We start from the raw sequence: 23298 nt of genomic DNA, 5'->3' as shown, positions 1-23298 counted from the left end.
CCTTGAATGGCTAAGTTACTCCGATGGAGATAACTCGGTCTGCAAGGGATTCAATGGCATTTTCGATCTGACTTGAAGCATCGGCGATGTTGTGAATATCAAGACTGATGTCGCATCTTGTTTTGTGAGGGCAAGATGCAGGAGCAGTTTCTGAAGTTCGCGAGCCTGGGTAGATTTGCCCAGGGACAAGCGAGCCGGAAGGCCGCAGCATATATATCTTTCGATGCATCTGCAAGACATTCCCGGAACTGCGTAGCCAGACTCTAGTTATTATCCGCTGCGCTCGATTGAGTACGTCGTCAGGCGTATACAACCCCAAAGCCGTTAGACCAAACAATCTGCTTCTCAATCCTAAGGAGATGAATGTATGCAAACTAAGATGAAGTTTGGTATGCGTAGTCTGCTTCATGTTGCGGCAGTGGCAGGTCTTGTAAGTGTAGTTCCACTATCCTCGGCCTTTGCCGGGCAAACAGGTGATGAAGCTGCTGACCATGCAGAAGCACAGGCGCGTGAGGCCTGGCGCGGAACGATGCATAAACTCAGCACGCCCGGAGAAGGGTGTTTCCACGCCTCATATCCCAGTACGCAATGGGAGGAGGTGGAATGCGCAGAGGCGCCGGGCTATCGGTCCGCGCTGCCCAAGGCCAAGGTCAGAGAGCAAACGGTGGGCAATGGCTCTGACTATGTCGTTCAGGCACCTTCAGGGAGCTTGCTCAGCGCCGCGGCCGGCAGCTTCCCCACGGTGACGGGCGTGAAAACTGAAAAGAGCGCTGGCGTTGCCGCATTTGGCGATGGCGGCATTCTTGGATCGAATGAATACACCTTGCAGGTCAACACCAACTTCGATAGCAGTTCCGCGGCTTGCAATGGCTACTCCGGCTGCTTTGCCTGGCAGCAGTATGTGATGTCGACGAACACGCCGGTATCGCTCACCAGCAATCAGTTAACGAACAAGACAGAAGTGTTCATCGAATATTGGCTTATCAACTATGGCGTTGATAATGGCTCCAATATCTGCCCGAGCGGCTTCATCGACGGAGGCGCGGATGCAGAGGGGCCTGGGGACGACTGTGTGCAGAATACGAAGGCCACGGTTATCGCCAATGGCCAGCTACCGATTACCGATCTCGCCAGCCTGAAGCTTTCGGGTTCAGCCAAGGCAGGCGGAACCGACGCAGCCACAGTCACTTTTGATACGGAAGCTTACACCGCAACCGTCAGCGATAGCCTCACGGACATCGCGAGCGGATGGACGCAGGCGGAGTTCAATGTGCTGGGCAACGCCGGCGGCTCGGTCGCCGACTTCAACACCGGTTCGTCGGTCACGGTGAACGTAGCGGTGACCGATGGATCCACGACTGCGCCGACATGTATATCGCCATCGAAGGATGACGGTACAACCGGCGAAACTAACAACCTGACGCTCGGGAAATGCACCGCCACGGGTGGAGCGACACCGTCGATTCAATTTACGGAGTCACACTGAGTGCCGTCCGCGAGGCGATCCCTGGCAGCAACCAAGGCTGTTGCCAAGGGACGCTAAGCTAGCGGATAAAAACGAGGCACCCCGGATTCGCTTTCGGATCCGGGGTGCCCGGGTAGGACGGGGTTCTCGTTCGAAGCCCTGCGCGGCTCGCATGAGTACTGGCTACCTAAGGACAGTCATTCACCAGTTCGTGAATGATGGAGTTAACCTGATCGCACCCCAAGTAAAATGGAGTTTCCATGCACTGGATAGTAAGATTACCGGTCTCTGGGGCGTAGTTCCAGGCGATCGTAATACCACTCTTCGATGCGCTGCCGTGATTCCCATCTATCTTGATACCTTGTTTTGCGGCATTTGCCACTAAACAGGCAAACTTTGCAGGGTTGATGCCGGAGAAAGACTGCGCCGCACACTCACTCATGCTCGCCCGGTCTCCCCACCAAGATTCTTCTTCCTCAAGACTGTGCTCCTCCTCATTCTCCTGCGTCGTGAGAGTGTTCTTCGGGTGATTCTCACACTCTCGTTAAAGTCCAATCTTATCTAACATGCTCGCTCACATGTTTGGCTGAGAATAATTGATTTTCTGATACAAAAGGGTTGAAGTATTGCTATTGCCGGAAGGAAGCGGGCTCATCGGCTCAGTAGCCAACCCCCAAGCCACTGCCCGGACACATGACATGGTGATAGCACACTCCGATCGTCGCTTAGACTTCAGTCCTTGGATGAAGCAACTCCGTCCGGCTCCGGACGCACGGATTCGATTATTTTGTTTTCCTGCCGCCGGCGCCAGCGCCAATAGTTATTGGTCATGGGGCGCCGCGCTGCCACCCTTCCTCGAGGCCTTCGGCATACAGCTCCCCGGCCGGGGCGAGCGTTTTCACGAAGAGCCCACTCGAGATATGCAGGCACTGGTGGCGGAGCTTGCCCAGGCGACCCGTCCTCTGCGGGATCGTCCCTTTGTTTTTCTGGGACACAGCCTGGGAACCCTGATCGCATTTGAGCTCGCGCGCACTTTGCGCCGAAATGGCGAGCGTCTGCCTCTGCATTTCTACGCTGCCGCTCACCGCGCACCGCAGACACCGGAGACCGATCCTCCTGCACATCGGTTGCCCGACGCACAGTTCGTGGAAAGACTGCGTGAGCTAGGCGGCAGCGGCCCTGAAATTCTGGCGGAGCAGGAACTGATGGAACTTCTCATGCCGACACTCCGAGCGGATTTTGCAATGGATGAAACCTATTCCTACACTGCAGAACCGCCGCTCGCTTGCCCTATCACCGCCTGGGGCGGTTCGGAAGACGCAGAGCTCTCGCCAGAGGACCTGGCTCTCTGGCAGCATCAGACGGCATCTTCATTCGAATTGCAAATCTTTCAGGGCAACCATTTTTTTGTACATTCGCAGCTGGACGCACTGGTCGGTGCAATCGAAGCGCGGCTACGGTCATATAGCCACACGTAAGTGCGATGTAACGACCCTGTAACATTCTCTTGTTTTCAGGTCCAGCAGGGGGACAGGCTCGCCGGATTGCGCGGTTTATGCGAGTATGGTTCCGGATAAGCTGGTCACGTTTTATCGAGACATATCTGACCACGCAGATAGGCCGGGGCCATGCAGGCTGGCTGGATCAGATAACCGACTAATAATCTCATTGAATAAGCTGCGAAAGGGCGACCTATATCATGGCGACGAAGACTGCCTCCAGGCGCGATCAGAAATCGGCGACGCCTGTGATCGACATTCATTTGCGGTCGGCGATCCCCGGGAGGGAGCGTTGGGAGGTTGAGGAGATTCGCCATAAGCCGCGGATCGCTGCGGTGGTGCAAAGTGCGCTGCAGGAAAAGCAGGGGATCCTCACTGTAGTTGCAAACCCGATGACGGGCCGCATCCTGGTGACGTATGAGCCCGATTCGCCGCAAGGCCAGATCGAAGCGCTGCTGCGGGCCGCCTTGCAGAAGTCATCGAAGGCAAGAGCTTCTGAAGGTTCTCAAGAGCTCTCTCTCTTTCAAAACCCGCTGCTCCGTTTAGTGCTCCGGGTAGAGCCGGATCGCAAGCTGCTCAACAAAGCCGCGGCGGCATCGGTGTTGAGCACGCTGGGTAACTTCGTGATCGCATGGTGCACCTCGGCACTGCTCGGCGTAGTCGCCAAAAGAGGCAAAACAAAATCGGCGAAATCCGACTTATGGTTTTTCGGCTTTGTGACCGCCGCAGGGGCGACGGCGGCGGTGGTGGTACGGCATTATCAGAACCGATACTGGAAGGCGCTCGCCACCTCGGTGGAGCACGAATTGCGTACGCGCGCATTCGCTCATCTCGAAGAACTCGATATGTCGTATTTCGATAACGAGAGTACGGGCGCGCTTATGAACGTGCTTTCGGCGGACCTGGCGAACGTCAGCAAGTTCATCGAGACGGGGCCCGGCATTGCTATTGAATCGGCTACTTCTGTGGGGGTAGCAATCGGTCTGCTGCTGCTGGTTGCCCCAGGAATTGCAGTCATCGTCACCCTGCCGATAGCCGCCGTATTCCTGACCTATCGTTATTTTCAAAGACAGCTGGCGCCCCGGTATGCGAATGTCGGCTTGCGTTCGGCTGAGTTGAACGGCGTGCTTACCAACAATCTATCCGGAGTAGCGACGGTCAAGAGTTTTACCGCCGAAAGCTACGAAGCAAAACGGGTCCGCGACCTGAGCAACCAGGTACGCCAGGCGAATGTTGACGCAGCTGTGGCAGGGTCCGCATATGCGAGTATGCAGGGTGGAATTTATGGATCCGTGGCCGCGTTTGCTCTCGCGCTGGGTGGTGTTTCGGTGGAGGAAGGGAGCCTTACGTCGGGCGCTTTTCTTACCCTGGCCCAACTGATACCGCGGCTCATGTCGGCAATGGGCGCGATCAATGATTTGTACGATCTCTACATGAATGCGTCGGCCTCCTCCGCCCGAGTGCTGGAGCTGCTCGATACTCAGCCCGCGATTCGCAATGGCAAACGGCGTCTTGCCTTGGACCGGGTGCGTGGGGAGATTTCATTTTCCAGCGTGGGCTTTGCCTATCGACAGGGTTACGACGTTCTTAAGGGGCTGGACTTACAACTCGGCGCAGGCGAAACGATTGGTGTGGTTGGAGCAACGGGAGCCGGCAAGACGACCCTGGTAAAGCTTCTGCTTCGCTTCTACGACGTTAATCGGGGCGCAGTGACCATCGATGGCATCAATGTGCGCGACCTGACTCTCCAGGACTTGAGGCAGGCGGTGGGATTCGTTAGCCAGGACGTCTACTTATTCGACGGAACGGTAAGCGACAACATTGTTTACGGGCGTCCGGAAGCCACTCGCGAAGAAGTGATAAAAGCGGCCCGGGCAGCTGAAGCAGAGGAGTTCATCCGTGGTCTTCCACAGGGCTACGACACCCCGGTTGGAGAGCGGGGATCGCGGCTCTCGGCAGGCCAGCGTCAGCGGATTTCGATTGCGCGCGCGATTCTCAAAGATGCTCCAATTCTAGTGCTGGACGAGGCTACGGCATCGGTCGATAACGAGACGGAGGCTGCGATCCATCGATCGATTGAGCGCCTCGAAGCTGGGCGCAGCATGATGATTATTGCCCATCGCCTGTCGACGGTACGGAACGCACATCGCATCTACGTGATGGAAGACGGCAGAATCCTGGAGCAGGGCAAGCACGACGAATTACTCGCGTTGAACGGGCTGTACGCCTCGCTTTGGGATGTCCAGACGGGCATGGTCCGCGGGCAGACTGATCCGCTTTCCCGGGGCTAGTTCACATTTATTTGAGTCGGGGTAAAGGGGTATATCTCCGCCTTACGAATGTAATAAATAGAGCCTGATGTTACGGATGAATTTAATTTAGGACTTATTCGAGATAGCTCTTGTCGGAAGCAATGGAATAGCATAATGTTATTGCCGGAGGAAACAAGCATGTCAGCCGCCGCCCCCCTCGTAACTGAAGAAACTCTTGGAAAAGTTGTGAAAGGTGCCGGGGAATTAAGTCTCCCAGGCTTCAGCCTCTACCTGGATAGAAAGATTGGTGAAGCAGCTCTCCACACTGTTGCCGGTCTCGCAGCAGCTACTGTCTTTGGCCCGCTCGGATATGTTTTGGTTGGCGCCAACTCCTTCTCGAAGTCGGTGTCGGGCAGGACCCTCGTTGACCGCCTGGCTACCAAAACAGCGGCTCGCGAGTCAGCAGAAGTAACAACCGCCCGCAAGACCTCCGCTAAGTAAACAGCGGTTAGAAGTCTGCAGTCAAATTGAGGGGCCGTCGCAGGCCCCGCCTCATCTCATCGTCGCAGCGCAAAGCGGCAGGTATACCTCTGCCTTTTTGGCGATGCACCCGATCAAATGCAACCGAGTGGAGAGTTGGCTGGGCCATGGGCAATAAACTGCTGATTCTCGTCGTGGGTGCAGCTGCAGGATACGCATTTGGAAAATACCCGAAGCAGATCACTAAGGGTGTCGTCAAAGGCGGTATTGCGCTGGGCTCTAAATTGAGAGAGATCCAGGAAGAGATCGCCGAGGATATCGAAGACCAGGTCGCCGAAGTCCGCGCCCAATCCGCCGGCGAGGTCACCGTTTGAACGCGTTGCGGTTGCGCTGACTCGCTTCTTTCATGAGCCTTAATACAAAACTGCCGCTTTGTTCGGCAGAGCTCACTGGCGATGCTTGCCTTAACTTGGATTCCTGATCAGTACCGTACCCACATAGAGCATAAAGAGACTTACTGTTTTTGCTGCTAAGTGATTCACTGATGTCCTTCTCCAGAGTGCTAGCGGAATGAATTTCCTGGCGGGTTTTCTCGCTTTGATTGTTCGCTGCAAATAACGATCAAATTCGAAGTTGCGAAATTGCAGAGTTGTGCTTCGGACTGCGAGACGTTGTGTTTTGGGGGCTGAAAGTGAAAGCGTCGGTCAACGGGGAAGTTATTGCGCCGGGTTCGATCCCACAAAGATATAAGCTGTCCGCTGCGCAAAGCGGTGTCTGGGCTGCGACGGCTCTCGATGCAAGCCGTTGCGCTTATCAAATCGCGGAGTACATAGAGATCTTTGGCCCTGTGGCGCCTGCGCTGTTCGAGCAATCACTGCGCCGGATGGTCCAGGATACGGATACCCTGCGTCTGCGGATTTCAGATACAGCTCAGGGCCCGGTCCAGTATCTGGAACGCGACCCTGTCTGGACGATGTCTTTCATCGACTTCGGCGATGAGGCCGATCCGGCGGAGGCAGCAGAGGCATGGATGCGCCGCGACATCGCGGTGAGACACGATGTTAGCGGTGAAGCGCCTTTTTCCTACGCTCTGCTCCGGCTCGCTGCGGACCGGTATCTCTGGTACGGGCGCTACCACCACATCTGCATCGATGGCTTCGGGCTCGCGATGATTGCGCGGCGTGTCGCGGAAATCTATTCCGCGCTCGCAGCGGGCCGCCCCGTCGAACCGGCGGGATTTCTATCCTGCCTCGAACCGCTGGCCGCGGACCGCAGCTATCAGCTTTCTTCCGGCTATGAGCTCGACAGATCTTATTGGCGCAACTATCTGGAGGACCGGCCAGAGGCAGCCACTATTTCAGGGAAGCTGCCGGCGCGATCGAGCCGGTTTCTACGCAGCGTAGAGTGGGTCTCGCGCTCCACGATTGAGTCGTTGCGCACTCGCGGCGGCGGCCGGAGCGCTGGGCTTGCATCGTCGATCATGGCTGCTGCGGCTGTATATCTTCACCGTCTCGCCGGGGTCAACGACGCGGTGCTCGGCATGGCAGTATCGGGCCGGACCACGGATGAAATGCGCCGGGTCGTCGCTCTCTGCTCCAACGCCGTTCCATTCCGTTCCACCGTTTCCTTGCATGAGACGCTTGGCGATCTTCTACGCCGAACCGCGAACGACCTTCGGGAGGCCTCAGCTCATCAGCGCTACCGGCTCGAAGATCTCAGGAACGATTGCGGCTTGCGGCCCTCCGACCCTGGAATCTACGGCACGATCGTCAATGTAATGCCGTTCCGTTATGACTTTACCTTTGCCGGGAGTAAGTGCCGCGCACGTAATATCGGGAACTGGTCGGTCGACGACTTGCAGATCGCAGTGTATGACCGGCGAGATGATTCGGATGTCTGCATCGAGTTCATCGGAAATCCTGAGCACTATACCGCGGCAGCATTGGGAGAGTATCAGCGGAATTTTCTCGGGCTGCTGGAACAAATCGCCATAGCTGACGATGCGGCTCCTTTGCATCGCATCGAGATGCTGTTGCCATCTGCGCGACGGCAGGTGATGGATGACTTCAATGCTACGTATCGCGATCTTCCCCAGGCCACGCTTGCCGAACTCTTCGAACTACAGGTGCGACGTCATCCCCTCGCGCCCGCGCTTGTATTCGAGCGCGAGACCCTCACTTATTCGGAACTAAATGCGCGGGCCAATCGTTTGGCCCATCTCCTCATCGGGCGGCGCGTTGGTCCGGAGTCTCTGGTCGGCATCTGCCTCGCCAGGTCGGTGGATATGGTCGTAGCAATTCTGGCCGCGCTCAAAGCCGGAGCCGCTTACCTGCCGCTCGACTCCAACTATCCGGCTGCGCGACTACTGCAGATGGTAAAGGACGCCAAGCCGGCACTGGTGCTTACCAGCAGCGAACAGCAATCACAGTTGCCGGTCGATGTTCCGCGAATGGTCTTGAATGCGCCTGAGACGGAAGTGCTGCTGGTCGATCCTTCCGTCGCCGATCGTGTCGATGTGAATCGTGTCGATGTGAATCCTGTCGATGAGGATCGATGCGCACCGTTACGCTGCGAGCATCCTGCTTATGTGATTTACACATCCGGATCGACGGGTGTGCCCAAAGGCGTAGTTGTGACGCATGCCGGTATCTCCAGCCTGGCAGAGCTTCGGGTTGGAAGTTTGGGGCTCAACTCGGATTCCCGGGTATTGCAGTTTGCGTCGCTCAACTTTGACGCTTCTCTGTGGGAGATGGTCATGGCGTTTACGAGCGGGGGAACGCTCGTAGTGCCTGCTGAAAATGCGCGCGCCGGCGACGCTCTGCGCCGGCTGCTCATCGCCGAGAAGATAACGCATGCACTGTTACCTCCCGTCGTGCTTTCGACCCTGGAGGATGCTGCGAACATCCCGCTCGAATGCCTGATCGTCGGCGGCGATGCCTGTTCTTCCGCGGTGGCGGCGCTCTGGTCTTCGGGGCGAAGGATGATCAATGCCTACGGCCCCACCGAATCGACCGTCTGTGCGACCATCAGCGAACCCCTATCTGGGAAACAGACTCCACCCATCGGAAAACCGGTGTGGAACACACGCGTCTATCTCCTCGATAAGGCTTTGCAGCCGGTGCCGATCGGCATCGCTGGAGAGTTGTACATCGCAGGCGCGGGACTCGCGCGTGGATACCTGAACCGGCCCGGCCTGACAGCCGATCGCTTTGTGGCTGACCCGCACAGCCTGGCTCCGGGTGGACGCATGTATCGCACCGGAGATATGGCTCGCTGGGGCTCAGACGGCGTGCTTGAATTCGCAGGTCGCGCTGACCAGCAGTTGAAGATTCGCGGCTTTCGCATTGAGCCGGGCGAGATCGAGGCGGCATTACTGGGACATGACCGGGTGCGGGAGGCGCTGGTCGTCGCCGGCGAGAATTCCGGGCAGCTGCTGGCCTATGTGATTGCACGGCAGGAGGATGCCGAGCGGAGGAGCGCGGGACTCTCGCATGTGACACGCTGGCGAGAGCTCTACGAGTCGACGTACGCCGATGGTGTGGATGTAGGCGGCGATTTCGACATCACGGGCTGGCTCAGCAGTTACACGGGCAAGCCTATCCCTCCACGCGAAATGCAGATCTGGGTCGACGAAACCGTGGTCCGGCTGAAGCGCCTGAATCCCTCGCGCGTCGTCGAGGTCGGCTGCGGAACCGGGTTGCTGCTGACTCGGCTCGCGGGTGATTGCCAGAGCTACACGGGGTTGGATTTTTCCGCAGAAGCCCTCGCGAAGGTGGGCAGATACCTCGTAACTCGCCCGGATCTGGAGCATGTGGAGCTGCGGCAGGGCATGGCGCACGATCTGAGCTTCCTTGAAGATGACAGCGTCGACCTGCTCATCCTGAATTCGATCGTGCAGTATTTCCCGGATGCGGGTTATCTGCTCGACGTGCTGCGAGAGGCAGAGCGCGTGACCCGGCGAGGCGGCCACATCTTCGTCGGCGACGTGCGCAGCCTGCCACTGCTGGGCGCTTATCATGCCTCTGTGCAGATGCACAAAGCGGCTGTCACGACCTCATTGCCCGATCTGCGGCAGCGCGTTACTTATCAGCAGCGGCATGAAAACGAACTGGTGTTAGATCCGCAGCTGTTCAGAGAGTTGGCACGTCGCTCTACCAAGTTGGGACGCGTTGATGCTTCCCTGAAGGCGGGTGCTTACGAAAATGAACTAAGCCGGTTCCGTTACGACGTAACGATAAACGTCGGCGATCGAAAAGAAGAGATTGAGGAGCCTCATCTCTGGGTGAGATGGGATGCAGGCGGCGACTGGCGAGAGGCGGTCGAATCGTTGCTGTCCTCCGAGCCTGCAGAGAGTGCAGGACTTCGCGGCGTGCCTGACGGACGTGTCGCGGGAGCGGTGGAAGCGGCGCGTTCTCTGCTTTCTGCAAACTCTGGCTTGGGAACCGCAGGCAAGCTCCGGACTCTGTGCGCGAACCTGCCGGGAGAAGATCCGGATGCGGTCATTCAGTTCGCCGACCAGCTTTGTGTCGATCTGAGCTGGCGTGGATTTGAGAAATCCGGAATCTATGATGCCGTTTTCCGCCCGCAATGGAATCCCGCCGAGAGATTGCCGGTGGCAGAGCGATCGTTCTACCGGCAGTTTGCCAACGCGCCTTCACAGGCGGCTGTCGAAGGCGAACTGGGACGCGAACTTCAGGGCTACCTGCAGGAACGCCTGCCGGATTACATGGTCCCCTCGACTGTTGTTGTGCTTCCTGCGTGGCCGGTAACTCCCAATGGCAAGTTAGACCACAAAGCTCTGCCCATTCCCGGCGCAGCAGAGCGGATGGGAGGCGAAGGCAAAGACTATCGCGAGCCGCGGACGCAGGCGGAGAAGATCCTGTGCCAGTTATTTGCCGAGATGCTTTCGCTCGACCACGTGGGGCTGGATGATAACTTCTTCCGTCTCGGCGGCGACAGTATTCTGTCCATCCAATTGGTCGGTCGTGCGCGCCGCGCAGGATTGGAGTTCTCTCCGCGGGATGTCTTTCAGCAGCCAACCGTCGAAAGCCTGGCTCTGACGGCGAGAGAGCTCACGGCTCTCGAGCTTGCAGCAGCGGAGCGCGAAGCGAACGCCCGAGCCGCCGAACGAATGTCGGGAACTCCGGCCGACGAGCCGAAAAATCAGAGGTCTGGCGATCACTCGCTTTCCGGCTTCGATCTGGTAGCGCTGACACAAGAGCAGCTCGAAGAGCTGAAAGACGCCTATTCCGATATCGAGGAAGTTCTACCCCTGTCGTCATTGCAGGAGGGATTTCTTTTCCGGGCGCTCTACGACGAGAGCGGACCCGATGTTTACACCGTGCAGTTCGCATTGGAGCTCGAAGGGCCGCTCGATGCAATGGGGATGCGCCGCGCGGCGGAAGCCCTTGTTGACCGCCACTCGAATCTGCGCGCGGTGATAGCACATGGAGGCCTGCCGCACCCCGTCCAGGTCATTCCCCGCGGCGTGCCTCTGGCATGGCGTGAGATCGAGTGGCCTGAAAAGTCCGGGGTCAATGGTTTCCTCGATTCAGACCGCAGCGTGCGCCTCGACGTCAGAGAACAACTGCTGCGCTTCACGCTGGTGAAGATGGCAGCGGAGCGCTGGCTGCTGGTGCTGACTCATCATCATCTGCTGCTGGACGGCTGGTCGATGCCCCTGCTGTTCGGTGAATTGATGTCTTTGTATGCCAACGGTGGCGATGCTCGAGCACTGCCCCAGGTCCGTCCGTATCGTGTGTACTTTGAATGGCTCGCAAAACAGGATCGCCCCGCGGCGCTCAACGTATGGCAGGAGTATCTGGCCGGTCTCGCAAGCCCTACGAAGGTGGCGAGCGGAATTTCTTCGAAGTCCTCGCCGATGCGATGGGAAAAAGAGCTGCCGCTCGAGCTGACGGCGCGGTTGCAGGAGACCGCGCGGGATCGCGGTTTGACGCTGAACACAATCTTGCAGGGATTGTGGGCCGTGCTGCTGGGGCGGCTGACCGGTGCGGACGACATAGTCTTCGGGATCGTGGTTTCAGGCCGTCCCGCGGAGCTGGCGGGAGTGGAACAGATGGTAGGGATGTTCCTTAACGCACTTCCGCTGCGGGCAAAACTGAGGCCGGGAGACAGCTTGTCGGCCCTGTGCGCGGAAATACAGACAAAGCAAGGCGATCTTCTCGGGCATCAGCATCTCGGGCTGGCGGAGATCCAGCGAGCGGCTGGACTTGCCGATCTGTTCGACACTCTGGTGGTCTTCGAGAACTATCCGGAATCCACCACAACGTTTGCGCAGGAGGCGGCGGGAGTTCGGGTGGTTGGGGTTGAGATTTCATCGGCCAACCATCACCCCTTGAGCCTGACCGTAGTTCCCGGGCAACAGTTGTATCTGCGAGTCGACTTCGACGCGGCACACTTCGGTGAACGGCGGGGTCAGGCGATCGCGGAGCAATTCGTGCGGCTGCTCGAAGGCGCGGCGGAAGATCCGGACCGCGCGCTGTGGCAGCTCGAAAGCCTGGGGAGCGACGAACAGCGGCAGCTCGACGGCTTTCATGGCGCCACGCACTCGATCTCCCGGAAGACATTGCCGGAGCTCTTCGAGGCGCAGGTGGCTCTGACTCCGGACAGCGTTGCCGTTGTCTACGGCGAAGACCGGCTGACCTATCGCGAACTCAATACGCGAGCGAATCGCCTGGCGAACTACCTCATTGGTCGCGGCATCGGACCGGAGAGTCTCGTTGGGCTGTGCATCGACCGCTCTTTCACCATGCTGGCTGCGATGCTGGGAGTTCTCAAAGCGGGCGCGGCGTATCTTCCGCTCGATCCGGACTATCCGGTGGCGCGTCTTGCGTACATGCTCGAAGACGCGGCTCCGGTGTGCGTGCTAAGTGTGCGTGCACTGCGCAGCAAGCTGCCGGATATCGCGGTGAGGATCGATCTCGATGCTCCCGAGATGGAAACCGTCCTGGCGCGGGAGCTGACGCATAACCCAAGCAACTCCGATCGCACGGCTCTCCTGCTGCAGCAACACCCGGCGTATGTCCTTTACACCTCCGGTTCCAGTGGTCGTCCCAAAGGCGTCGTGGGCACGACTCGCGGTGTGGTGAACCGCCTCGAGTGGGAGTGGAGGGAACATCCCTTTCAAGCCTCCGATGTTTGCTGCAACAGGACCACGCTGGGCTTTGTGGATCATCTCGCGGAGATCTTCGCACCGCTCTTCCGAGGCGTGCCGCTGGTGATGCTGAGTCATGAGCAGGTTCACGACGTGGAGAAGTTCGTCGATCTGCTGATTCGCGAGCGAGTGACCCGAATCATCCTGGTTCCTTCACTCATTGAAGCCATTCTGCAGCAGGATGCGGAGAAACTGCACCAGCTGCGCGTCGATCATTGGGGTTCGAGCGGAGAAGCACTCAACATTCGCCTTGCCGAAGATTTCTATGCAAAATTCCCGGCGGCGACCCTCTACAACCTCTATGGATCAACAGAAGTCTCCGCAGATGCGACGGTGGCCACCATACCTCGAAACATGTTGGCGGAATCAGGTCCGGCGATGGTCAGCATCGGACCGGCGATCTCCAATTGCCGGGTATACATTCTCGATTCTTCGTTGTCGCGGGTGTCCATCGGAATCGCCGGTGAGTTGTACGTTGCCGGCGCAGGAGTGGCGAGAGGTTATCTCAGGCGGCCGGGACTTACAGCCGAACGCTTCGTGGCTAACCCGCATGCCTCTGAACCGGGCGATCGCATGTATCGCACCGGCGATCTTGCCCGCTGGCGGCAGGATGGCGAGATCGAGTACCTGGGACGAGCCGACGATCAGGTAAAGATTCGCGGAATTCGCCTCGAACTCGGCGAAGTCGAGTCCATCCTGCTGGCTGACCCTGCGGTATTCCAGGCGGCGGTCGCGGTGGGAGAGGATTCCACCGGCCAGCACCTGGTGGCATACGTGGTGGCGGCTCCGGGGGGAACTCCGGATACGGAGGCGCTGCGGAATGCGATTGCCGAACGGCTGCCGGACTATATGGTTCCCGCGGGCATTCTCATTCTGGACAGCCTGCCGCGCACCCCCAATCTCAAGCTGGACCGGCGCGCGCTGCCCGCGCCTGTGTGGAAGACCGGCTCGTATCGAGCGGCGCGCACTCCCGAGGAACAGGTGCTTTGCGATGTTTTCGCCGAAGTCCTCAAGCTCCCGCGCGTAGGGATTGACGATAACTTCTTCCATCTGGGCGGCCACTCTCTGCTGGCGACACAAGTAGCGAGCCGGATACGGCGCGCGCTGAGAGTGGATTTGCCGGTTCGAACGGTGTTCGAAGCGCCGACCGTGGCGCAGTTAGCCGACCGCCTGCGCGATCAACGTCCTGCAGGCAAGCCTCTGCTTCGCCAGACGCGGCCGCTGCTTATCCCGCTGTCATTTGCGCAACAGCGACTGTGGTTCATCGACCAATTGCAGGGCGACAGCCCTGAATACAACATGCCGGACTCGATCCGCATGCGCGGCGACCTGAATCTGTCCGCGCTGGAGCGAGCCATTCGGTGCATCGAGGAGCGGCATGAGGTTCTGCGCACCTGTTTTGCCATGGTTGACGGTGTGCCGGCTCAGGTCATCTGGCCATTGCCAAGGGTCCGGATCGCTCTTGAGGACCTGTCCACATTGGATGGCGAGGTAAAGGATCGAACGCTTGCCGCGGCACTCCGCAAGGAAAGAACCGAGCCCTTCAACCTGGCGTCCGGTCCGCTCCTACGGGTGAGATTGCTGAAGCTCAGCGAGCGAGACCATGTTTTGCTCCGCAGCTTTCACCACATCGTCTTCGATGGCTGGTCAATCGGGGTTTTCAATCGCGAACTGGCGGTTTTGTACGAGGCCTTCTGCGCCGGCAAGCAGAATCCGCTGCCTCCGCTCGCCATGCAGTTCGCGGATTTTGCGTTGTGGGAGCAGAAGCGGCTGGATGCAGCGGCGGAGCAGTCGGGACTCGACTACTGGAAGCGGCAACTGGCAGGGATTCCGGAGCGCCTGGAATTGCCTTCAGCCTTGCGCACGCCGGAAACGCCGCTGCTTGAAGCCGGAAAAGTCCACATCTTTGTTCCCTCCGGCCTGACGGCGCAGCTCGAAAACTTCAGCCGGGACCATCAAAGCACCTTGTTCATGACGCTGCTGTCCGCTTTTTTTGCGGTCATGTCGCGTTATTCCGGTCAGGAAGACATCGTGGTGGGGTCGCCCATCGCCAATCGCCGCGATACGCATGTGGAGCAGATGATCGGCTTCTTCGTGAATTCACTTGCGATGCGGGTTCGGGTGAATCCGGCCGAATCGTTCACGGACTTGCTGGCGAGCGTCAGGAACATGACCCTCGACTCCTATCAGCACCAGGACATTCCGTTCGAGCGGGTGGTGGATCATCTCTCCATCGAGCGCAGCCTGAGCCATACACCGGTGTTCCAGGTGGTTTTCGCGCTGCAGAGCGCGCCCGGAGATCCGATGCGCCTCGAGGGCCTGGAACTCGAGCGCATCGTTCCTGATTCCCTCGGTGCGCGGTATGACCTGGAGGTTCACGCGCTGGAGCGTGAGGGGGGACTCGATCTCTTCTGGCTCTACAAGCGGGACCGGCTCGATCTCCGGCTCATCGAGCAGATGACCAGACATCTGGTTGCACTGCTGGAAGCTGTGCCGCACTCTGCGGATCTGGTCCCCAGCCGGCTTCAGATCCTGAGCGAGACGGAACGCCGGGAGTTGCTCGAACAATTCAACGGCGCGCGGCGGGAGAAGCCCCAGGGCACCTTGGCAGGGCTCTTTGAGCGCCACGCCAGAGAGCATCCCGACGCGCCGGCGGTCACATGCGGAACACAGCGGCTGACGTATAGAGAGCTCAATGCGCGGGCCAACCGCGTGGCCCATCATCTCCGGCATCTGGGATTGAAGCGAGGCGATGCGGCTGCGATCCGGATGGAGCGCGGACCGGAGATGATCGTCGCCATGCTCGGGATCATCAAGGCCGGGGGAGCTTATGTGCCTCTGGACCTCGCTTATCCGAACTCACGATTGATGTGGATGATCAGCGAGTGCGAAGCGGAACTGCTGCTGACGACGTCGGATCTCGCCGCATTGTCCGGGAGCGATGCGAAGCCCGTGTTCGTAGATGAGATGTTCGTGGATGAGATCGGAACTGCCCGCGCTGCTGACGAGAACGCCAGCGAAGCGATGGGCTTGAGCGACCTGGCCTACGTCATGTTCACTTCGGGCTCGACCGGCAAGCCGAAGGGGGTTGGAATCACGCAGGGTGGCGTCATCCGGCTGGTGCAGGATTGTGGCTACTTGGAGTGGTTGCCGGGCGACCGGATTGCCCAGGTGGCAAATGCGTCCTTCGATGCCGCGCCGTTTGAGATCTGGGGAGCGCTGTTGAGCGGGGGGAGCCTCACCATCCTGTCGCGCGAAACAACCCTTTCTCCTCCAGCGCTGGCCAGAGCCTTGCGCGAGCACCGCATCGACACCATGCTGCTGACCACAGCGCTCTTCAATGAAATGGCGCGTGAAGCTCCGGCCAGCTTCACGGAGCTGAAGACGCTGTTCCTGGGCGGGGATGTCGCGGATCCGCACTGTGTGCGCGAAGTCGTCGCGGCAAACCCGCGATGCCGGGTGATCAATGCCTACGGCCCCACCGAGAACACCACCTTGGCTACGTGGCATGACGTGAAAAGCGTTGCGGACGAAGAGCTGTCCGTGCCGATCGGTCGAGCGGTAGGGAATACGCAGCTGTATGTGCTGGACGAGGTTTTGAATCTGGTGCCGGTGGGAGTAACGGCGGAGCTGTATGTAAGCGGAGCCGGTCTGGCGCGCGGATATCTGAACCGTGCGGGATTGACTGCGTCGTCATTCGTGGCGAATCCGTATGCGGAAGAGGCGGGTTCACGGATGTATCGCACCGGTGACCGGGCGCGTTGGAGTTCCGAGGGAACGCTGGAGTTTGTAGGCCGAGTCGATGATCAGGTGAAGCTGCGCGGTTTCCGCGTGGAGCCGGGCGAAGTGGAGGCTGTGCTCAAAGGCCATGCCCAGGTGCAGGACGCGCTGGTGAAAGTGCATCAGGAGGGCGAGCGCAAACAGCTCGTAGGCTATTTCATCGCGCGCTCCCGCCGTGCCCTGGAAGAGGATCTGGAGCTGTCGCTACACGACTATCTGCGGCAGCGTCTCCCCGAATACATGGTCCCGTCCGTGCTCCTTCCGCTTGCCGCATGGCCGCTCACACCCAATGGAAAAATCGATCGCGGCGCGCTGCCTTCTCCGGAAAACGCCGAAACACGGCAAGACAACTACCGTGCTCCACGAACCCCGGATGAGCAGACGCTGTGCGAGCTCTTCGCGGGTGTGCTCGGACTGAAGCGGGTGGGACTCGACGACGGTTTCTTCGAACTGGGGGGACATTCGCTCATGGCCACCCAGCTGGTGAGCAGAATCCGTACTGCGCTGGGTCTGGAAGTTTCCTTGCGCGACATATTTCTCTCGGGAACGGTCTCCAGGCTGTCCGTGATCTGTCAGGCGCTGCGCAGCGAATCAGCCCCGCAGTCAGAGCTGTTGACTCCGCAAGATCAGAACGCGGAGGAGCACGAATTGGAGGAGAGATATCTGTGACGGCGCCTGAACTACTCGCTCAAATCTCTGCGGTCGGCGCCAAGGTCTGGTTAGAAGGGGAACGCGTTCGTGTCAGCGCGGCTCGCGGGACCCTCAGCGAAGAAATCTGGGCTGAGCTAAGCGTTCAGAAAGACGACATTCGCCTGCTTCTACAGCGGCAGTGGCAGGGCACAGCAGCGCGTCCTCCTTTGTCGGCAGAGGAAAGACCGGCGCATATTCCGCTGTCCTATGCCCAGCAGCGGCTCTGGTTCATCGACCAGTTGGAGGGATCGAGCGCGGAGTACAACATCCCGGAAGTTCTGCGCCTGCGCGGCGACCTCGACTATCAGGCCTTGGAGCAGACCATCCGGGCGATAGTTGGCCGCCATGAATCTCTGCGGACCCACTTCGAGGAAGTTGATGGCGTGCCCGCGCAGATCATTGCTGAGACTTTCGATATTGCGATTCCGATGGAGGATTTGAGCTTCCTCGACGAAGAGTCGCGGAAGGAAGCGATTGCGGCGGCCCAGAAACAGGAGTGGCAGCGCCCCTTCGACCTCAACCGCGGTCCCGTACTCCGGCTCAAGCTCCTCAAGCTTGCGGCAAACGATCACATTCTGCTGCGATCCTTCCATCACATCGTCTCGGATGGCTGGTCGGTCGGTGTATTCAACCGCGAATTCGCTCTCTTGTACGAGTGCTTCCGCGAGGGCCGGGAGAATCCTCTGCAGCCTCTGGCCGTACAGTATGCCGATTTCGCTATCTGGCAGCGCAAGTGGTTGAGCGACGAATCATTGGGCGGAGGCCTGAAGTACTGGAGGAAGCAGCTGGCGGGAATTCCCGAGCAATTGTCGCTGCCCTCGGACCGTCCGCGGCCTGCCGTTCCCGTCTGGGATGCGGCAAGCTGGAAGACCAGCTTGTCCGTGGATCAGGTAGCGGCGCTGAACAACCTGGGCCGGCACAATGGCAGCACGCTCTACATGACTCTGCTTGCCGCGTTCGCGGTACTGCTGGAGCGCTGGTGCGGTCAGGACGACATCGTTGTGGGATCGCCGGTTGCGAACCGCCAGGACACACAACTCGAAGCGATGATCGGCTTCTTCGTGAATCCGCTGGTCATGCGCGTTCGCGTGAAGCCGGAGGAGACTTTTCGGCAACTGCTCTCCGCCGTCCAACGCACCACGCTCGATGCCTACGAACACCAGGACGTTCCCTTCGAAAAGATCGTGGACGATCTCGCGCCGGAACGGAGCCTGAGCCACACACCCGTCTTTCAAGTCAGCTTTGCCCTCCAAAACGCGCCCATGGGAACGCAGAAGCTCAAGGGCCTGCAAGTGGAACCTCTGGCCACGCAGCACCTGCAGGTTCGCTTCGATCTTGAGTTGCACTGCTTTGAAGAAGACGGCGGCATCGCTCTGTACTGGGTCTACAAGCGGGAGATGTTCGACGGCTGGCGCATCGAGCAGATGGCCAAACATTACATGACGTTGCTGGAGGCGGTAGTAGCCTCGCCCGATTTGCCACTGCGACGGTTGCATATGATCGCAAGCACCGAACGCGGCCTCCTGCTGAAGGCTGCCACGGGGGCTATTCAGCCGGTGCCCCCGGCGCTTCTGCCGAAGTTGTTCGAAGCCCAGGTGGAACGAACACCAACGGCAACCGCAGTAGTGTTCGGCGAGCAATCATCCAGCTATTCGGAAATCAATGTTCGGGCCAATCGGCTCGCGCATTCCTTGATCGCTCGCGGAGCCGGGCCTGAAACCTTCGTCGGCATCTGCGTCGATCGATCGCCGGAGATGATCGTTGCCCTGCTTGCCGTGCTGAAAGCGGGCGCAGCATATATTCCTCTCGATCCGGCCTATCCCGAAGCCAGGCTGCGTTTCATGGTGGACGATGCGGCTCCTCTGCTGGTGATGGCCAGCGAAGCAACCAGATTGGCTTTGCCCTTTGCTGAGAAGTTGCTGTTCATCGAAGCTTCCGAAGAGTTGTCCCAGTTTCCAGAGTGGAACCCGAGAGATGAAGATCGTACGGCAGCGTTGTTTCCTCACCATCCGGCCTATCTGATCTATACCTCGGGATCGACAGGAAAACCAAAGGGCGTGGTTGTCCCGCACGGTGCATTAAGAAGTTATCTAAGCTGGGCCGGCGAGCGGTACGACGCGAGTCAGGGCACCGGTGCGCCGGTCAACACTCCGCTGGCTTTCGACGCAACCGTCACCAGTCTCTATCTGCCGCTGCTCGCGGGGCGGCCGGTGATTCTTCTGCATGAAGAACGGCAACTGGAAGAGTTGGCGGATCTGTTGGCCAGTGGGCAGGAGCTGACTCTAGTCAAACTGACGCCGGCGCACCTAGAGGCTCTCCGGGGCATTCTCGGAGCGCGGGCTTCGGCAGTGCGGGCGAGGGTTTTCGTCGTTGGCGGCGAGGCGCTGCGTGGTTCGGTAGCCGCATTCTGGCGCAGCCATGTTCCGGCGCTTCGCATCGTGAACGAATACGGCCCCACGGAAACCACCGTGGGATGCAGCGTCTATGAATTGCAGCAGGCGCCTGACGCCGATGTGCCCATCGGATCGCCGGTTCCGAACATCCGGACCTACGTTCTCGACAAGCACCTGGAAACATCGAGCGCAGGAGTCGTTGGAGAGCTTTATATCGCGGGGGCTGGCCTGGCGCGCGGCTATCTCAACCGTCCTGGGCTCACCGCAGAGCGGTTTGTTGCCGACCCCTATGCGAGCGAGCCGGGGGAGCGCATGTATCGCACGGGCGATCTGTGCCGCTGGCGGATCGATGGCACGCTCGAGTTTCTGGGACGAGCCGATCAGCAGGTAAAGGTTCGCGGCTTCCGTATCGAATTGGGCGAGATCGAAGCCGAACTTCGCAGGCACGAGCAGGTGCAGGACGCGCTCGCGATCGTGCAGAAGGAGGACGCGGACAACCAGCTGTTGGCATACGTGGTCGGTCGCCCGCGGCTTTCCGATGAGCGCCAGCGCGCGCACCTGGACCATTGGCGGGAGATCTACGAATCGACCTACGCCGAAGCTGGCCGCGATCAGGAGTTCGAAATCTCCGGCTGGAACAGCAGCTACACCGGCGAGGCCATTCCCGAAGCGGAGATGCGCCTCTGGGTCGACGAAACGGTGGCCCGCATCGAAGCTCTGCGACCACGGCGCGTGCTGGAGATCGGGTGCGGCACGGGATTGCTTCTGCTGCGTCTCGCGGCCCGTTGCGAAGCCTATACCGGGATTGACTTCTCGGCCGGGGTCCTCAATCGGCTGGGATCGTTCCTGCGGACCAAGCCGGAGCTGCGCCATGTGGAATTGCGGCCGGGACTAGCTCACGAGTTGAAATTTCTCGAGGATGACAGCGTCGATCTGGTGATCCTCAACTCGGTTGCGCAGTACTTTCCGGATCTCGACTATTTCGATCAGGTAATTACCGAAGCCATCCGTGTCACCCGCCGCGGAGGCAGCATATTTATCGGCGACGTAAGGAGTCTGCCGCTTCTCGAGGCCTATCACACCTCGGTGCAGCTGCATAAAGCTGCCGGAGAGACAAATCTGGAATCGCTTCGACAGCGCATTTTCCTCGCGCAGCGGAATGAAGAAGAGCTGCTTCTCGCGCCGGAATGGTTTGAAGATCTGCCTCGAAGGGTGGAGAAGGCCGGTCGCGTCGAAATGTTTCTCAAGACTGGAGCCTACGATAACGAACTCAGCCGCTTTCGTTACGACGTGACGGTGAGTCTCGGAGACGAGGAACAGCTTGCTGAGCCCGAATCCTGGCTCGACTGGGATGAACGCGGAGAATGGCAGCGCGCGCTCCAGGCCGAGCTTCAGCAAAAGCCGCAGGCCACGATAGCAGTGCGCGGCATCCGCGACGGCCGCGTGCTGCCCGCTATCGAAGCGGTCCGGCTGCTGAACGACGAAGAGGGCAGGATCGCAAGCGCCGCGCAATTGCGTGCCGCGTCGGCTGCCGTCGCCGGGCAGGACCCCGGGACGCTGATCGCTCTGGCCGGATCGCTGGGTGTAGCTTGGACCGCGACCGCCGTTACGGCAGAAGGCATCTATAGTGCGGTTTTCAATCCGCGGTGGATGAAGGCGGCATTCGCAGCAGTAAAAGATACTGCGCAGGCCTTTGCAAATGATCCCGCGCACAGCGCCGGCGACGCCGAGCTTGGTTGGGCGCTGCACGGCCGGCTGCGCCAAGTGCTGCCGGCCTACATGGTGCCCGCGGCGGTTGTGGTATTGCGCGCGTGGCCGCTTACGCCGAATGGCAAAATCGACCGGCGGGCGCTCCCCGCACCGGAGCGGCGCGGCCTGGTAAGCAGCGAATACATCGAGCCGCGCGGGGAAATCGCGAAATTACTGGCTGCCATCTGGTCGGAAATCCTGCACATCGATCGCGCCGGCGAGGAGGATGATTTCTTCGCCCTGGGCGGCCACTCCCTGATGGCGACCCAGGTCATGAGCCGCGTGCGTGAGGTCTTCGGCGTGGGTTTGACGGTGCGAGCGATCTTCGACACGCCGCGCCTGGGAAGTCTGGCACGGGCCATCGAGGACGCGCAACGTGCGGCCAGAAATACCAGGCCCGCGCTGCGTGCGCAGCCGCGTCCGGAATGGATCCCGCTGTCATACGCTCAGCAGCGCCTGTGGTTCATCGACCAGCTGCGGGGAGCGAGTGCGGAATACAACATGCCGGAAGCGCTCCGGCTGCGCGGGGATCTGGATGTCGAAGCTCTGCAGAGGGCCATCGGCGCAATCGTGGAACGCCACGAAAGCCTGCGCACCCACTTTGCCGAGATGGATAGCCAGCCGGTGCAGATCATCGCCGATTCCGCGTCCATAACGGTTGAGCTGGAAGATTTGACCGTCCTTGAGGAAGCGGAGCGGCAGCAAGCGACAGCGGCAATGCTGCGAAAGGAATGGGATGAGCCCTTCGACCTGAGCCGCGGACCGCTGCTGCGAGTGAAGTTGCTACAGCTCGGGCGACGGGAACATATTCTCCTTCTCACTTGTCATCACATCGTCTCCGATGGTTGGTCGGCGGGGGCGCTGGGCGAGGAGGTGGCCCTTCTCTATAGCGCCTTCCATCAGGGAGGTGCGTTTCCGCTCACTCCTCTGCCGGTTCAGTATGCAGACTTCGCGCTGTGGCAGCGCAGCTGGCTGGAAGGAGAGACTCTCGATAAGGGACTTGCCTACTGGAAGAAGCAGCTCGACGGCATCCCGGCGCGCCTGGAGCTGCCTGTCGATCGCCGCCGCCCCGCCGTGCAGACCAACTCCGCAGGACTTTGCACCGGCCGCATCGAGCGCGCCGGTTTGGCAAGGCTGCAGAGGCTGAGCCAGAACAATCGCGCGACGCTTTACATGACATTGCTGGCATCGTTCGCGGTGCTGCTCGATCGCTATACCGGCGGCCAGGGTGATATTGTCGTGGGCTCGCCGATTGCCAACCGCCAGGAGCCGCAGCTCGAACAGCTCATCGGCTTCTTCGTCAACTCCCTGGTGATGCGGGTACGCGTGAGGCGCGAAGCCAGCTTCCGCGAGTTGCTCGGCGAGGTGCGACGGACAACGCTCGACGCCTATCAGCATCAGGACATCCCGTTCGAGCGGCTGGTGGAAGAGTTGGCCCCGGAGCGCAGCCTGAGCGCAACGCCGCTCTTTCAGGTGATGTTCGCGCTGCAGAACGCGCCCACCAGAGCGCGCACGCTGGCCGGACTCGAGATCACGTCTGTCGAAGCCCAGGAGCTGCGCGTGCGATTCGACATCGAGGCACACTGTGTTGAGCGGGATGGCGGCCTCGAGCTGGTATGGATGTACAACCGCGATCTATTCGATGGTTGGCGCATCGCGCAGATGCTTCGTCATTTCACCAGCCTGCTTGAGGCGGTGGCGGCAACGCCGGATCTGCCGTTACGCGACATATCGATGCTTACCGACGCAGATGAGCGACAGGTGCTCAAAGAGTTCAACCCCTCAGGCGAAGTTGAATCCGGGAAGACGCTTTCGC

General features: G+C 59.7%; 8 protein-coding genes (1 of these 8 running past the window's edge). 7 read left to right on the top strand and 1 reads right to left on the bottom strand.

The annotated features are described in order from the left end of the window. Positions 1 to 367 precede the first annotated feature (367 nt). Positions 368 to 1486 (top strand): hypothetical protein, encoded by a 1119-nt coding sequence (locus XX99_RS23050; protein ID WP_231581573.1) that lies wholly within the window; start codon positions 368 to 370, stop codon positions 1484 to 1486. Between the two features lie 166 nt (positions 1487 to 1652). Here the strand turns inward: XX99_RS23050 and XX99_RS23045 are convergent, their stop codons facing one another. Further along, positions 1653 to 1907 (bottom strand): hypothetical protein, encoded by a 255-nt coding sequence (locus tag XX99_RS23045; RefSeq protein ID WP_050061749.1) that lies wholly within the window; start codon positions 1905 to 1907, stop codon positions 1653 to 1655. 301 nt (positions 1908 to 2208) lie between these two features. On the opposite strand from XX99_RS23045, the gene XX99_RS23040 reads away from it, so the two are divergent. The 6 genes from XX99_RS23040 to XX99_RS23015 all read left to right on the top strand — a co-directional run. Beyond that, positions 2209 to 2943: a thioesterase II family protein gene (locus XX99_RS23040; protein ID WP_184084945.1), complete on the top strand. Its 735-nt coding sequence runs from the start codon at positions 2209 to 2211 to the stop codon at positions 2941 to 2943. Positions 2944 to 3164: 221 nt separating this feature from the next. Continuing rightward, the gene (locus tag XX99_RS23035; protein WP_050061747.1) at positions 3165 to 5255 is read left to right on the top strand and encodes an ABC transporter ATP-binding protein; all 2091 of its coding nucleotides are present in this window, start codon (positions 3165 to 3167) and stop codon (positions 5253 to 5255) included. Between the two features lie 159 nt (positions 5256 to 5414). Next, complete coding sequence (locus tag XX99_RS23030; RefSeq protein ID WP_156186163.1) at positions 5415 to 5717, top strand: DUF6072 family protein; 303 nt, start codon at positions 5415 to 5417, stop codon at positions 5715 to 5717. A 146-nt stretch (positions 5718 to 5863) separates the two neighbouring features. After that, complete coding sequence (locus tag XX99_RS23025) at positions 5864 to 6070, top strand: DUF5132 domain-containing protein (protein ID WP_050061745.1); 207 nt, start codon at positions 5864 to 5866, stop codon at positions 6068 to 6070. Positions 6071 to 6369: 299 nt separating this feature from the next. After that, positions 6370 to 17319: an amino acid adenylation domain-containing protein gene (locus XX99_RS23020; RefSeq protein WP_331386726.1), complete on the top strand. Its 10950-nt coding sequence runs from the start codon at positions 6370 to 6372 to the stop codon at positions 17317 to 17319. Further along, positions 17316 to 23298 carry the 5' end (the start) of a non-ribosomal peptide synthetase gene (locus tag XX99_RS23015; RefSeq protein WP_050061743.1) on the top strand. Its footprint extends 6200 nt past the window's final position, so the window shows 5983 of its 12183 coding nt (coding positions 1-5983); it begins with the start codon at positions 17316 to 17318; its stop codon lies beyond the right edge, outside the window. The genes XX99_RS23020 and XX99_RS23015 overlap by 4 nt, the downstream gene beginning before the upstream one ends.

The sequence above is a fragment of the Silvibacterium bohemicum genome (assembly GCF_001006305.1).
In the GTDB taxonomy this organism is placed as follows: domain Bacteria; phylum Acidobacteriota; class Terriglobia; order Terriglobales; family Acidobacteriaceae; genus Silvibacterium; species Silvibacterium bohemicum.
Note: the sequence above shows the minus strand (reverse complement) of the source record. Positions and strands in the feature narration are given on the sequence as shown.

Bases quoted from the DNA above. Each gene is read 5' to 3' on its own strand.
- XX99_RS23035 (WP_050061747.1), top strand. From the start codon at position 3,165: ATGGCGACGAAGACTGCCTCCAGGCGCGATCAGAAATCGGCGACGCCT.
- XX99_RS23040 (WP_184084945.1), top strand. From the start codon at position 2,209: ATGAAGCAACTCCGTCCGGCTCCGGACGCACGGATTCGATTATTTTGT.
- XX99_RS23030 (WP_156186163.1), top strand. From the start codon at position 5,415: ATGTCAGCCGCCGCCCCCCTCGTAACTGAAGAAACTCTTGGAAAAGTT.
- XX99_RS23045 (WP_050061749.1), bottom strand. From the start codon at position 1,907: ATGAGTGAGTGTGCGGCGCAGTCTTTCTCCGGCATCAACCCTGCAAAG.
- XX99_RS23050 (WP_231581573.1), top strand. From the start codon at position 368: ATGCAAACTAAGATGAAGTTTGGTATGCGTAGTCTGCTTCATGTTGCG.
- XX99_RS23025 (WP_050061745.1), top strand. From the start codon at position 5,864: ATGGGCAATAAACTGCTGATTCTCGTCGTGGGTGCAGCTGCAGGATAC.